General features: G+C 59.5%; 9 protein-coding genes and 1 riboswitch. Of the genes, 5 read left to right on the top strand and 4 right to left on the bottom strand.

Translation table 11 applies throughout. The annotated features are described in order from the left end of the window. Positions 1-1,169 precede the first annotated feature (1,169 nt). Positions 1,170-3,260, bottom strand: a complete 2,091-nt coding sequence (locus tag QZ377_RS11715; RefSeq protein WP_291441319.1) for a methyl-accepting chemotaxis protein — start codon at positions 3,258-3,260, stop codon at positions 1,170-1,172. A gap of 418 nt (positions 3,261-3,678) precedes the next feature. Continuing rightward, positions 3,679-4,869, bottom strand: a complete 1,191-nt coding sequence (locus QZ377_RS11710; protein ID WP_291441318.1) for a radical SAM protein — start codon at positions 4,867-4,869, stop codon at positions 3,679-3,681. Positions 4,870-5,093: 224 nt separating this feature from the next. On the opposite strand from QZ377_RS11710, the gene QZ377_RS11705 reads away from it, so the two are divergent. The 5 genes from QZ377_RS11705 (at position 5,094) to metE (ending at position 14,014) form a co-directional block, all read left to right on the top strand. Next, positions 5,094-5,381, top strand: a complete 288-nt coding sequence (locus tag QZ377_RS11705; RefSeq protein WP_012623831.1) for an integration host factor subunit alpha — start codon at positions 5,094-5,096, stop codon at positions 5,379-5,381. Between the two features lie 216 nt (positions 5,382-5,597). Continuing rightward, entirely contained in the window at positions 5,598-7,262 is a 1,665-nt protein-coding gene (locus QZ377_RS11700) for an MBOAT family O-acyltransferase (RefSeq protein WP_291441317.1), read from the top strand. 15 nt (positions 7,263-7,277) lie between these two features. Continuing rightward, entirely contained in the window at positions 7,278-8,513 is a 1,236-nt protein-coding gene (locus tag QZ377_RS11695) for a hypothetical protein (RefSeq protein WP_291441316.1), read from the top strand. 275 nt (positions 8,514-8,788) lie between these two features. Continuing rightward, positions 8,789-10,840: a hypothetical protein gene (locus QZ377_RS11690; RefSeq protein ID WP_291441315.1), complete on the top strand. Its 2,052-nt coding sequence runs from the start codon at positions 8,789-8,791 to the stop codon at positions 10,838-10,840. 369 nt (positions 10,841-11,209) lie between these two features. Beyond that, positions 11,210-11,527: riboswitch (cobalamin riboswitch) on the top strand. A gap of 210 nt (positions 11,528-11,737) precedes the next feature. Continuing rightward, entirely contained in the window at positions 11,738-14,014 is a 2,277-nt protein-coding gene (gene metE, locus QZ377_RS11685) for a 5-methyltetrahydropteroyltriglutamate--homocysteine S-methyltransferase (RefSeq protein ID WP_291441314.1), read from the top strand. A gap of 89 nt (positions 14,015-14,103) precedes the next feature. Here the strand turns inward: metE and QZ377_RS11680 are convergent, their stop codons facing one another. Further along, positions 14,104-14,604 (bottom strand): AbrB family transcriptional regulator, encoded by a 501-nt coding sequence (locus QZ377_RS11680; RefSeq protein WP_365855051.1) that lies wholly within the window; start codon positions 14,602-14,604, stop codon positions 14,104-14,106. Between the two features lie 206 nt (positions 14,605-14,810). Next, positions 14,811-15,106, bottom strand: a 296-nt coding sequence (locus QZ377_RS11675) for an NAD(P)(+) transhydrogenase (Re/Si-specific) subunit beta (RefSeq protein ID WP_291441312.1), incomplete at its 5' end; no start/stop codon positions are given.

Below are 15,106 nucleotides of genomic sequence, written 5' to 3'. Positions count from 1 at the left end.
CCCATCGCCATTAGCATAATAAATACTTTAAATTCAATATATTAATCATATAATCGCCTGATAGTTCCCCTTTGGCACACCAATTGCTAATCTTTAAGCAAGACTACGGAAATGGAATAGAGACATATAATAACAAATAGTGTTTCAAACAAACCCGTATTCACATTATACAAATTTAATATGGTTCCAATAGCGCATAAATCGGCTTCCAACTCCGGCCTGCCAACAAAGGCATACGCCGGAAAGTACATAGGCGAAGCGGCAGAAAAGCGCCAAGGCTGTATAAACAAGATTTCGGCTGTGCGCGACGCCGCCATGGAATGGCAGACATTAAAGAATCTGTTGAGTCCAGGCCACAAGTAAACGCCCTGTGGCGGGGTAAACCCGCAAGAGTTTCCGCTCTGGAAAAGCCGGGCGGGAGCAGCAAAGCCGCACAAAACGGCAATGCGTCGCCAACCCAGCCAACCCGCCGACGGGCGGTAACGATATATGGAAAAACAAACTTTTCGGATGCCCTCCGCCCCCATTGAGGCCATCCGGATCCCCCCCCCCGAAAACCTCCTCCTTTGAACAAAACCTCTAACCATCGGAACATCCTCCCTCTCTCGGCCGCCGGTTGCCCCCGGCGGCCGCCTCTCTTTATAGAACGGATTAACCTTACGAATATAGTTCCTCAAAGCTTACGACACGCCCGTTACTGCGCTTGCACCTGCACGGCGAACCCTGTTCCCGCAGCCGTCAGAGCAATTACAACGTAAAATTGCCTCAGAATCTGAAAAACCTCTGCCCGTGTACAAGGTTCCTGCATTTAAGACTGCCCGACGTTAGCGCAGGGTGCTCGCGCGCCCGACGTGCGCACAGGACTGTTGGGGCATGACGCCTGGCGCATGAAGGCCCAGGGCCTGACTTGCCGCACAGGCAGTATCCGCGCGTCATGCGCAACCACTCCGGCCTTGCAAAAAACCCCGGTCCCGCACGAGCCTGCTCCGACGAGCATCAGCCTCCAGTCACCAGCTTCAGGACGATCTGCCGGATATGGCCGTTTTTTCCGTAGCCCGGAAATATTTTTATGGATTTTTATGACAAAAAGCCCCCGCGCCTGAACGCGGGGGCTTTTAACATGTACTCTTGCACTGACTGCCCAACGGTGTGCCGGGCCTGCCCGAACGCTAACCGAGCTTCATTTGTGCAATGAGGTTCTTGAGAGTGTGCGCCTGAGCCGCCAATTCTGCGACAGACTGCGCGGCCTCGGCCATGGCCATGGCGCTTTGCCGCGCCATCTCGTTCACCTGCACGATGCTCTGGTTGATTTCATCACTGGCGGCAGACTGCTCTTCGCTGGCAGTGGCGATGGCATTGACCTGATCCGAAGTGCCTTCCACAGTCGCCACGATTTCCCGCAGGGCCTGGCCGGACTCGCTGGCGTAATCGGTTGCCTGCGCGATCTGGTTTACGGCATTGTCTGCCGAACTCATACTTTTTGCCGTACTGTTTTGTATGGCCTGGATAGCCGCGCTCACATCATGGGTGGAAGCCATGGTCTTTTCAGCCAGCTTGCGCACCTCGTCGGCCACCACGGCAAAACCCCTGCCGGCATCGCCGGCGCGGGCGGCTTCAATGGCCGCATTGAGGGCCAGCAGATTGGTCTGGTCTGCGATATCTGAAATAACATTCATGATGCGCGTGATGCTCCGGGCATGCTCGCCAAGCTCGGCCATGTCGCTTTTAAGCTCTTCCGACACATGTCGTACTGCTTCTATACTGCGCACGGCCTGCTCCACAATCTGGGCGCCGGCATGGGCCTTTTCCTTGGTTTCTTTTGATGCCGAAGAAGCAGCGGCCGCATTGTGCGCCACTTCCTGAACGGTGGCATTCATCTGGTTCATGGCCGTGGCAGCCTCGGAAAGGCGCTGGGACGATTCGGCGGCACTGCGGTCGGACTGCTCGATCTGGGCAGAAAGCTGGGTAGACGCGGAAGAAATAATCCCCGCCACGGCTTCCAGTTGCCCGGCGGCGGCCAGCATGCCTTCCTGCCGGGCGTTTTCCGCCTGTTTGCGCGCCTCCTGGGCTTCTCCCATGGCTTCTTCGGCTTCAGTTTTGGCAACCTCGGCCAGACGGTTCTTTTCCTCGCTGTCGCTGAACAGACTGCGCAACTTGCCTACCATTCCCTGAATGCCCTTCGAAAGACCACCTATCTCGTCACCGCGCCTGGCTGCCTGTGCCAGCTCCGTTTCTTCCTGCGTCGAGGGATTGAAATTGCCGCCGGCAACGGCCTGCACATAGTTTTCACCGGCCTTGATGGAGCGCGCAATACCCCGGGCCACAACGATGATGATGCAGCCAACCACAAGAATGGCAACTCCGCCCATGAGCATGTTTTCTTTCAGAAGGTTTCTGGCAGGTTCCAGCAGTTCGTCTCTGTCGCCTACCAGCACCACGTGCCAGTTGCTTTCCGGCATGTGCCGGTAATAGGCCACCATTTCTGTATCGTTCTGGTCATAAACCACCCGGCCGCTGCCATTGCTCAGAGCCGCCCTGACATGGGGCTGACTGCTGCCGTCAGTGCCGATCAAGCTCTTGTCTGGGTGCATGAGCACCCGGCCCTCGCTGTCATAGACCGCGCAAAAACCGTCCTTTCCGATCTTGATGGTATCCGTTGTTCCGGCGCTCAGGCGAGGAAGGCTCATGTATGCATAGAGCACGCCCTGGGGTTTGCCGTCCTTCATAACCGGAGTCGTGATGATGGTGGCGAGTTCTCCTGCGTGGTTGGGCAGGTTTTCAATGCCCATGTTGCCCTGAAGGGCCGCGTTCACAGACCGGCGCTCCCCCATGCCCCGTCCCACAAGATCCCTGCTGGTATGGGCGACAACCCTGCCTTCAAGGTCAAGCAGGCCGGCTCCATCCACTATGCCGAAGTGCTCCGTAAGGTCATCAAGGACATTCTGCACGTCTTCTGACCCATAAGGTACCCGCTCGGCATCGTAGACAACCTCGATAACGGACTGCGAAGAGCCGCGGCGAAGCAATGCATTTTTAACATGATTGGACTCGGCGCTGGTTTTCATGAGACCGCGCGTCATCTGCTGCACAGTGGCAAGGCCATGCACCTGCTTGTCGATAACCGTATTCAGCTCGTGCGCTATTTGCTGTGTCAGCGATGTTTCCGCCCGCCAATAGCTGAAAACGCACACTGCGGTCAGCCCCAACATGGACGGAACTAAAATGTTGAGCATCATTTTGCTCATGATTCCCATTTTCATATACAGCCCCTTTGAACTCGTAAGTCTTGTGGATTAACAGCCAAAAACACAGCCTGTTCAGGCCTGCGAGAGGTCAATGGCAGAGGAGCGGACAGGAAGTGACCCGGAAGGAAAAAACAGGAGGAATCAAAAAACTGGTATCAGTCTAATTGAACCTATATAGCTTTTCGGCTTTTATTGCAAAACTTATTATACCTGGCAGGCATTTTTTTAAAAAAGATTATTATTACCGGATAATGTAAAAGCCGTACATATTAAATATATAAAATCATATAAAAAAATAATGACAATAGACGGGCCGTCCGGCAAACCGCCACAAAGGGGACAGCAAGAAAGCCCGCGTGAAAATGCCGGAAAAAAGCCCGCCCATATCTGGCCGGAAGCCAGGAGGGTCGGAACAGCCCAGAGCAGCTTGTAATCAGGAACAGGTGAGGGTCAGCAAGAGGGTCTGCCCGCAGGCAGTATCAAAACGCGCGTTTTTCGGCTCAAGTCCCAGAGCGGCCCAGGCGGGGCGCAACTCGCCCCGCGTTCCCCAGATGTATCCCTGGCAGGACTTCGGCAAACGCAAATGCGAAAGAACAGGAGCGCAGGACGCCCCCGAAGCATCGCCCGCCGTTTCCACAGCGCGGCACACCGCACGCAGCAGGGCGCGCCCCATGACGCGGCTGCCCAAAGACCGGTCAACAGGCCCGGCCAGCACAGCCCCGTCCAGAGCGGCTTCAGGGGCAAGCCCCATCCGGATCACAGGCACATGGGCAGCCTGAGCCAGCAGCCAGCCCTGCGCCAGCAGGTCCAGCGTCGCCTCAAGCGGCCACGGGCTGTAGGTCCCCTGCCGCCACATACGCGCAAGGGCCGTACCTTCGAGTACCAGACAGGGGTAGAAGCGCAGCATGTCCGCTCCGGCGCGCAAGGCCAGCGGCACGTCAGCCAGAAAATCCGCCGGGGCATGCCCCGGCATGCCCGGCAAAAGCTGAACGCCCAGTGTCAGCCCCGCATCCTTTACAAGAGCGCAGGCGCGCAGGGCCGTAGCTCCGTCATACCCGCGCGACGATGCAGCCAGCGCCGCATCGGAAAAACTCTGCACGCCCAGTTCCACACAGCGGCAACCCGCCGAGCACAGGCGCTCAAGCACAGGAGCGGTCACGCAATCCGGCCGTGTGGAACAGCGGAAAGAACGTATCCAGCCCCGCGCAAGCGCCAGGGCAGCCAGATCAAGGCAGGCGGCCTGATCGCCTTCGGGCATGGCGGTAAATGTGCCGCCGTAAAAAGCCAGTTCTGCGGGGGGCAGGCCGAGGGCATGACGGCGCTCAAGATTGCCCCGCGTTTCATGCAACAGGGCATCAAGCGGCAGAGACGGACGCGGAGGAGACGGGAGAGAGTGGCCCGCAGCAGTAGCCAGGGCAGTGCGCGGCGCAAAAGCATTATCGGGTTCTGCCCCTGCCGGACACGCCGCAGAAACGAAACCTGTCTGCACATCCTGCGCACAAAAAACGCAACGCACCGGGCAGCCCCTGAAAGGAAGAAAGACCGGCACGAGCGCACAAGCATGCGGCGCAGGCAGAAACCAGGGCAGGGTTAAAGAAAAAATTCGGGCAGATACCGTTTTCATATATACTCGATGCCTGTGAAGCCATGTGCGGCGCGCACTGCGGCCATTCTTTCGGCAAGAAGGCAATTTTTAAGAAAAATCTTGCTCTGCCCGTTAGTTGCGTGTATTTTACACAAAAGTGCCCTTCATGTGAAGTGAGCCTTTATTTACCATTTGGCCATACCTGTCAGGACCATGTTTGTGACAGACATACCAGCGCCACAACACGCGCCGGAGAACTCACAATGAAGAAAACTCTGACCAAAGCGGATATCGTGGAGGCCATCTACGAAGAAACCGACAAAAACCGCGTTGACGTGAAAAACGTGGTTGAAAAACTGCTGGAAATCATGAAAACGGCCATTAAAAAGGACCGTGCTCTGCTGATCAGCGGTTTCGGCAAGTTTGAATGTTATGACAAGGCCTCACGCAAAGGACGTAATCCCAAGACTGATGAGACCATTACCCTGCCCCCGCGCAAAGTTATGGTCTTTCGTCTGTCGCGGAAATTCCGCTCAGAACTGAATCCCTAGCCGCGCCGTTACGCCTGCGCCTTCACGGCGGACATCCGCTGGGCACCGCAGCGAAGGCTCTTGCGTTTCTTTTACCGGCCAGCCGTTGCACGGGCCGCAGTTTGCCCAGTGCTTTTTTGTGCCCAGCGTCTGCCGTAGCGGGTTTGTGCTGCTGTGGAGTCCCGGCCTTTTCCTGCCGGGGGCTTTCAGAGTCCGCATTCCGGGGGGAGGCTGCGTATGCTGTTCAATTCCTATTCCTTTCTTTTTCTGTTTCTGCCTCTTCTGCTGCTGTGCTGGCGGCTGGCGGCGGGGTTCGGCCCCGCACGGCTGAGCCTTGTTCTGCTGCTCTTTTCCACCGTATTTTATGCCCTCTGGGGTCTGCCCTTTCTGCTGCTTCTGGCGGGCATACTGATCATGAACTACGCCTTTGCCCTGGCTCTGGCCGCGCCGGAAAGCGCAGCCGCGGCCGGCCCCGGCACTGACGGCGCAGCCCACGCAGCGCCACCCCACGGCGAGGCAGGGGCGGACGGGCAACCCATCGGCAGCCCGCGCGGCAGCCGCCAGCTTTTCAGTAACGGCGGCCTCAAACGTCTGGGTTGCTGGGCATGCAGCCGCAAGGGGCTGCTGACCCTGGCCCTGATCCTGAACCTGCTCCCCCTGCTCTGGTTCAAGTATTCGTGGTTTTTCGCCCAGAATCTGGCCCTGCTCATGGGCGCGGAGTGGAACTTCACCCCGCCGGGACTGCCGCTCGGCATTTCTTTTTACACCTTTATACAGATCGCCTGGCTCGTCAGCGTATACCGGCGGCAGGTAACGCCCCAGGGCCTTTCACGGCACGCGCTTTTTTCGGCCTGTTTTCCCTACGTGATTTCCGGCCCCATCGTGCGTTATGAGCAAATGGGACCGCAGCTTGACGAACTTTCCGGTTCCACCTCCGAAGGGCTGGCCCAGGGGTTCACCCTTTTCACCATCGGGCTGGCCAAAAAAGTACTGCTGGCCGACGGCCTGGCCGTGTACGCCAATGCCGTATTCAATGCGGCGGAAAAAGCCTTTCCCGTCAGCGGGGCCGAAGCCTGGCTGGGTTCTTTCTGCTATACCTTTCAGTTGTACTTCGACTTTTCCGGCTATACCGATATGGCCATCGGCCTTGGCCTCATGCTGGGCCTGCGGCTGCCGGAAAACTTTGATTCGCCCTACAAGGCAACGGGCATTGTTGACTTCTGGCGGCGCTGGCACATCACCCTGAGTTCCTGGCTGCGAGACTTTCTGTACATCCCCCTGGGCGGTAACCGCAAAGGGCGGGTCATGCAGTACCGCAACCTCTTTCTGACCATGCTCATAGGCGGGGCCTGGCACGGCGCGGGCTGGACATTCATCATATGGGGCGCGCTGCACGGGGCCATGCTGAGCATCAACCACTTTTTCCGCGCCTGCATCAAGGGCAGCCTGACGGAGCGGGTTCTGGCTACGCTGCCCTTACGCATCTTCTTCATTTTTTTCACGTTCATGTGCATCAACCTGTGCTGGGTGGTCTTTCGCACCGTGAGCCTTGACGGGGCTGTGACCATGTACGGGGCCATGTTTGCCGGGCCGTTCACGGCTGAAGCCGCCGGGCTTGTAGCGGACCATTCCGGCCTTTCGGCAATGGGCGCACTGGCCGCCCGCTGGCTGCCCAACAACTACTTTCAGGGCTGGATGCCCTTTGCCCTGCTTGGCATAAGCCTTGTGCTTGTATGGGCCTTCCCCAACAGCCACGAACTGCTGCACGGCAAGCGCGACGGCACACGCCCGCTGCTGAGCTGGCGGCCATCGGCGGCCTGGGCAACGGGCCTGGCCTGCCTCGCATTCGTGACCCTTATTCTGGTGTCGCGCAAGGCGACCTTCCTGTACTTTCAATTCTAGAGGGGCGGACACATCATGAGCAAAATTCTCACCGAAGCCGCCTACCTTCACCGCTACTTCCGCGTACTGCTGCTTCTTGTCGTGGCGGCCTGCCTTTTGGTGCTGCCCTATACCGTGTGGTGGCTCTACAAAAGCGGCGACGTGGCTGTGGAACGCGCCGTGGAAGATCAGGCTGCCGGGCGCTTTGCCATTTTCGGCTCCGGCGTTTCACAGGACTTTGTGGACTACAAGCTCCAGTTATATGCCAAGCTCAAGCCGGAAATCGCGGCGGTCGGCTCTTCGCGGGTCATGCAGTTCCGTTCGGCCTATTTCCGCAAGTCCTTCCTCAACGTGGGCGGCACGGCGGGCAACCTCTCCGTGCTGCGGTCCACCATTGACGCCATGCTGGCCGAGCACCGGCCCGAGGCCCTCATCATCGGCCTGGATTTCTGGTGGTTCATGCCTCAGTGGCATCCCGACCCGTTCAAGGATGAGCCGCCCACCAGCGGTTCCTACAATTACGGGTTTGAAAGCCTGAAAAAACCCTGGGCCTGGCTGCTGGAAGGCAAGGTTTCCCTTCACGACTTCATTGCCCCGGTACTGCTGGAATCCGCCGGGGGCTTTCGCGCCGGACGTTACGGCATCATGGCGCAACAAACCGATGACGGTTTCGGCCCTGACGGTTCGTGGTACTACACTGCCGAAACCACAGGCCAAAAACGCCCCTTTGACTACCAGTTTGAAGACACCCTCACTCAGGTGCGGCACGGCATCAAGGCCTTTTTCCACGCCCGGCCCCTTGAGGGCAGCCGCGACCCTGGCGGCATAAGCTCCGCCCATGTGGACGCCTTTGCTGAAATTTACTGCCGCCTCAAATCACGGGGCATCGCTACTTTTGTCTTTATTTCGCCCCTGTCGACCAAAGTACTGGACGCCATGCGCCAGCGCGAGGCGGACTACCCCCACCTTTTCCACCTCAAAGAGGCCCTGATGGCGCGCGGCATAGAAATGGTGGACTTTACAGACCCGCGCACCTTCGGCTCCGGCGACTGTGAATTTGTTGACGGCTTCCACGGCGGCGAAGTAACCTATGCCCGTATGCTGCGCGACATGGCCGACCGCTGGCCCGCCCTGCTGGCCTACGTGAATATGGAAAGAATCAATGCGGTCATCCGCGACTGGCGCGGTCACGCCCTGGTTTTTGATGAACGCGTGACTGACAAGACAGAAACGGACTTCAACAACTTTAACTGCCCCAAGCGTAAACCCTAAAATACTGCGGTAAACGCCGACTGTGTACCTTTGCCGTAAAAACGGCTTGTGGGGCACCCGCCTCTTCCCGGCAATGGACAAAAAGACCGCCGGGCGAAAAGACGGGGCAGGCCGGTAGCGGCCTGGGCCAAAACATGCACAGCGCTATCCCGCGTTATGGCCATAGCGCGCCATATGCCCTTCCGGGCGGTTGCGCTGCGTACCCACATTGCAGGCGCGACCGCGCAGCCCGGCCAAAGGCACAAGAACTGGCAGAACGCAAACGGAACAGCTATATGCGCCGGGACAAACGCCATGACATAACGGCGCCCACAGGCTCCGCAAGGTGCAGAAACACCCCCCTCAAGGCTACCATGACGGTATTGCGGGGGCTTGCCCCTGGTGGATTTTTTTCTTCCGCCCTGTGTACTTTCAAGGCCCGCCTTTTTGCCTTGCGCGCGCGTTGCCTGCATACCCTGGCCCTGTGCGCCCTGGCCCAATGCGCTCTGGTCCTGTGCGCCCTGCCACCGGACCTGCCGGGTACAAGCCTTGCCGCCGCGTATGCATGGGGGCCGCGCCCGGCCCTGGCGGCTGCCGCCTCCATCCCCACACCCACCCCTGCCGAACCCAGGGTACATGAACCTGTCGTGCCCGTTCCTACTGTCACGGTGCCGACCATTCAGGCCCCGGTGGTTCAGGCTCCGCAGCTCCAGCCCTCCGGTGGGCAGCAAAGGCCCGGATGGAGTGAGCCAGGTGGTCGAAGCGGCAATGCCGGGCAAACCGCAAGTGCGCAGGACACCGGAAATGATGCCCGGCAAGTCTCCCCCACCCGCGAGATTATGGGTTTTCTCTTTGGCGGCCACACTGACACGCCTTCAGACAACGCAACGGCCGCCCCGCAGAGCACTGCAAACCGGCCCTCAACGCCAATGCACAGCGGCAGCCTGACCGGCACAGCACCCAATGGGACACCCATGCCTCCCGGTCCCATCCCCGTGCCGCCGCCGGCTCCGGTAGCGCCGCCCGCGCCCGTAGCCCCTGTGGCCCCTGCCCCGGTTCCGGGCGCGTCCGGCAATCGCGCTCAGGCTCGTGCCGTGGCCGATATGCAGCCACAGTCGCCTGAAGCGCAGTTGCGCCAGAAACAGCAAAATGCGGAAAGGGAGCGGCAGCGGCAGGAAAAGGCACGGCGTCAGCCCCGGCCCCCCAAGGCTACGGAAAAACCCGGCCCGGACGCTTCCCCGGTAACTGATCATACCGGTGCGCCTGTTGTCGTGCCGTCTCCGGTTGCGGAAGAAGAACACGCCCCCCCGCAGATGCCGGAAACCCCAAAGGCAGAAAGCCTTTTTACCCCCGGCAGCCCCGAAGCACAGGCCAATGAGGCCTACCAGAAAGGTGATTTCGCTCAGGCGCGAGGCATCTGGCAGCACCTTGCTGATGGCGGCGACGGGCAGTCCATGAACAACCTGGGCGTGCTTTATGATCTCGGCCTGGGGGTAGAGCCTGACGAAGGGCGCGCCCTGCACTGGTTTGCCCGGTCTGCGGCGGCGGGACATCCTTCAGGCATGAGCAATTATGGCCGCATGCTGGAACAGGGGCGCGGCATTGAAGCCAACCCCCACGAGGCCGCCCGCTGGTTTGACCTCGCGGCCCGGCAAGGCCAGCCCGAAGCCCAGTACAATCTGGGGCTTATGTATGAAAGCGGTCACGGCGTATCGCAGGACTACAAGGCCGCCGCTGCATGGTACAGCCGCGCAGCGGCCCAGCAGCAGATCGACGCGCTGGCCCGGCTGGGGCATCTCTACAGTGCCGGGCAAGGTGTGGAGAAAAATCCGGCACGGGCCACACTTTTACTCTATGCGGCGGCCATGCGCGGTTCTGTTCATGCCATGAAAGAGCTGGAGGCCCTGGCCGAAGCCTCCGGTACACGGCACGGGGCCGTGCTTTTCGGTCAAAGGCTGGATTCGGCCAACCGCACGGCCATGCGTGACACGCTTTCCAGGGCCGGTATGCAACCGTCCCGGCAGGACGACGCCTATATCTGCGACCTGTATGTCCCCGGCGCTCTTGTCCCCGGCGCGCGGCAGATGGCTCTCTGCTACGGGCCGGGCAGGCCCGCGCCTCTGGGCTTTGTAGATCTGGAATATGCCGCCCCCCACAAGGACACGGCCCAGAGCATCGTGCACATGGTCAGCGAACGCTTCGGGCCGCCAGCAGCCGGAGAAGGGGACGACGGCCACATCTGGAATCTCGGCACGGTCATCGTGGCTACACGCTACAACCCCGCACAACAAACGGTCAGCCTTATGTATATGGTTCCCGCCATCTACCACCTGACCCGCCAGGACTAGACCTGCCGGATCAGATATTGGACTCGCCTGCCATTGGTCTGCGGGCGCAACCGCTGCTCCGGCCATTGGGCGCGTCTGCCCTGTCAGGCTGCCTTTTTCCACACACCACGACAAAGGCTGGAGAGTTCCGCAAGGGTTCAGCCCCAACCTTTTTGAGTGCAAAACGGCTCAAGTATCTCTGCTGCCTCCATCCGTAGTTTTCCGCACCGCGAGGACTCGCGGCATGCCGTGACAGCTCCGGTGCGCTACCATCTTCGGTCTGCCCTCCACGACAATCCTGCCGCCACAGCCCCTGGTACGGGCATCATCCGCGCGCCTGTTTTCAACCTAAAAATTTGCATTACGCATCCACGCCGCACTTGACACAGATTTCCTCTTCATATATCAACTTATCTTAATATAGTGATGGGAAACGGAAAGCGGTGAAAATCCGCTGCGGACGCGCCACTGTAACCGGCATATACCCGCGCTGCGCCACTGTTCACTGAAAGCATCCGTGCTTTGCAATACCCGTGAGAACACAACAGGCCTCTGCGTGCAGGCGTATTCTGACTGCGCGTAACGGTTTTGCCTTACAGGTATTTTAGCGTGATCTCAAAAATCGCGCATGAACGGGAAGGCGCGGCCACGCGCAACACAACGCGCAGGGGCCGGAAGCCAGGAGACGCCTCATCACAGCCGCCACCCGGCGGTACGGCAGTACTGTCTCGCGTTCAGGCAAGCGCCAGGCCCGGCTTTTACGCCCGGCCGAAGTCATGCGGCATCCGTGATGCACATGCCGGCAGGTTTTCATACCTGTCGTGAAGCGACGGTTGGGCGGCAGCCCGGCCCCCTTCAGGTATAAACGCTCTCCGCGTGAAAAGACTGCCCTTTCAACACCATATGAAAGGAGCACCCATGCAGACCCACATTCTCGGCTTTCCTTCCATCGGCAGGCAGCGTGAACTCAAGCAGGTTCTTGAGTCCTTCTGGCGGGGCGATACCTGCGCCCAAACGCTTACTGAAACGACCCACAGCCTTCAGCAGCAGCACTGGCACATCCAGCAGCTTGCCGGGCTGACCCACGTCACCACCGGCGACTTTTCCCTGTATGACCGCATGCTGGACACAAGCCTCATGCTCGGGGCCGTTCCTTCGCGCTTTGCGCCCTGCGGCCGGGGCGGCAAAGACGTGACGACACGCTACTTTGCCATGGCGCGCGGCGATGCTGCGCGCAACATCCCGGCTATGGAAATGACCAAGTGGTTTGACACCAACTATCACTACCTTGTGCCGGAAATAGAAACCGACGCTGTGTGGACTCCTGGTGAGCACCCCGTGCTGGAGGCCACAACACGGGCTGCCGCTTTGGGTTTCAGCCCCAAGGCGGCCGTTATCGGCCCCTTTACCTGGCTGGCGCTTGCCAAGGGCCAGACAAAGGAGGCCCCCTGGGCGCGGCTGGATGAGGTTCTGAAAGGCTACGTCGCCCTCATCGAACGGCTGGCCCCCCTCTGCAAGCTGATACAGATTGAAGAGCCCGTTCTTTGCACCGACCTTTTGCCCGATGCAGCCGCCGAACATTTTGCAGCGGCCTACGCCGCACTCAACGCGGCGGCCCGCCCCGCATCGGGTGCGCTGATGCTCACAACCTACTTTGGTCCGCTGACGCGGCATCTGCCCCTGGCTGTAAACAGCGGCTGCGCGGCACTGCATATTGACCTTGCGCGCGCTCCCGGTCAGCTTGACGACGTTCTGGCGACCCTGCCCGATGACATAGCCCTGTCCCTGGGCCTTGTAAATGGCCGCAACATCTGGAAAACCAGCTACGCACAGGCAGCGGACCTTGCGGAACGCGCCGTTAAAAGGCTTGGCAGCGACCGGGTTTTACTTGGTTCCTCCTGCTCTCTTCTGCACTGCCCGGTGGATCTGGCAGAAGAAACAGAACTGCCCCTTGCGGTCAGGGACCGTATGGCCTTTGCTGTACAGAAATGTTCGGAACTGGCCGAGCTTGAGACCATTGCCCTCGGCAACGGTTCCACCCTGCTCGCAGCCAATGCCGCGCAAATGGAAAACGCCAGGCAGTATGAAGGCACGGTGCAGCCAGCCGTGCGCCAACGCACGGCAGCCATTACCCCGGACATGCTGGAGCGCCGCTCTTGCCGCGGTGCGCGGCGCGCTGCCCAGGACTGGCTGCGCCTGCCCCTTCTGCCCACAACGACCATCGGCTCTTTTCCGCAAACCGAGAGCATCCGTAAAACGCGCCGGGCCTTCAGACAGGGCCAGATGGGCAGGCCCGCCTATGAAGCGGCCATTCAGGAAGAAATAGCCGCCTGCATCAAAAAGCAGGAGGTTCTGGGCCTGGATGTGCTGGTTCACGGCGAAGCCGAGCGTAACGACATGGTGGAATACTTCGGCCAGCAACTGGGCGGATTCTGCTTTACCCGCAACGGGTGGGTGCAGAGCTACGGCAGCCGTTGCGTCAAGCCGCCTGTCATTTACGGTGATGTGTACCGCAAGGAGCCCATGACGGTACGCTGGGCGCGCTACGCGCAGTCCCTGACGCAAAAACCTGTCAAAGGCATGCTTACCGGCCCGGTGACCATTCTCTGCTGGAGCTTTGTGCGTGATGACCTGCCCCGTAGCGAAGTGTGCCGCCAGATTGCACTGGCTATTCGCGACGAGGTGCAGGACCTTGAAAAGGCGGGCATTGGCGTGATCCAGATTGACGAGGCCGCCCTGCGCGAAGGCATGCCCCTGACGGCGCTTGAAGCCGAAAAATACCTGCAGTGGGCTGTGGACGCCTTTTTGCTGGCCTCCACCGGGGTGGAAGACCGCACACAGATACATACCCATATGTGTTACAGCGAGTTCAACGCCATTCTGCCTTCCATTGCGCGCATGGACGCGGACGTCATCAGCATCGAATCCAGCCGCAGCGGCATGGAGCTGCTGGATGCCTTTACCCGCTTTCATTATGACGGCCAGGTCGGTCCCGGCGTGTATGATATCCACAGCCCGCGTATTCCCACGGCCGACGAAATGGCGCGTCTGCTGCGTCTTGCCCTGAAGCATGTGGATAAAGACCGGCTCTGGGTCAATCCGGACTGCGGCCTCAAGACCCGCCAATGGGAAGAAGCCTGGCCCGCCCTGGAGAATATGGTTGCCGCCGCCCTGCGCGTGCGGGCGGAACTGTAAGCTTACGACATGAAAAAACCGGCTGGAGGCAATCGTGACAATTCCTCCAGCCGGAGCTTTTGAACCTGCGGGCAGGCAGGTTTTTCGCCTTACTTTATAAGGGCTGTCAGCAGTTTTGCGACCAGAGGAGACAGCAGCACAATGGCATAGATGCGCACCAGATGGTACACCATCACCACAGGAGCCTCATTGCCCGCATCCCCTGCCAGCGCCACAATGGCATTAAAACCGCCCGGGCTGGTGGCAAGATACGCCCCCCCGGCGCTCATGCCGCCAAAGCGCATGCTCACCCAGGCGCAAAACAGGCCCGCCAGCAGTATGATGGTGGTAGACAGCAGCATTATGGGCCATGTGGAGCGGATCACAGTCAGCATGTCAGGGCTGTACATATTGCCCACAATCACCCCCACGCAGCCATAGATCACATAGCGTATCCAGTGCGGTATTTCGGGCGTGCTCACGGAGCCGAAGGTCTTGAAAATAACCACGGCCAGCATGGCTCCTGTCATGGGACCGCCGGGCAGATCAAAGTAGTCGAACACCAGGCCACCCGCCAGGCCCACGGCAAAAAGCACTATCAACGTCATCATATATCCTTCCTTCTCGGACCGGGCAAAATCTGACCGGACCGCCTTTCCTGCATACGGGCCGGTCTGTGGCCCGTCCGGCAATGCATACGCCCATTGCCGCCGCGCTTCAATGCCCCACAACGCCGAGGGGGCGCCCCCTTCCTGAAGAAGAGAGCGCCCCCAGACAACGTATCTGTTTATTCAGGGCACGTTAAGGCAAAGCTGCCCTATTTTTGAACCATGCTTATGAGCTTGTCCATAGTCGCCGAGGCATCGCCAAGCATCATGATAACGCCGGGTCTGCCATACAGGGTATTATCCACCCCCGCATAACCGGGCTTGTCATCATAGTTGCAGATGATGATGTTTTTGGCCTCGTCGGCCTTGAGAATGGGCATGCCGTAAATAGGCGTGCCTTCGGCCGTGTTGGCCGCGGGGTTCACAACGTCGTTGGCCCCGATCACTATCACAAGGTCAGCCTCCGCGAACATGGGGTTCACCACGTCCATTTCAAGCAGGTTTT

Source organism: Desulfovibrio sp., assembly GCF_019424165.1.
Classification (GTDB): Bacteria; Desulfobacterota; Desulfovibrionia; order Desulfovibrionales; family Desulfovibrionaceae; genus Desulfovibrio.
This window is presented reverse-complemented; position numbering and strand designations above follow the sequence as displayed.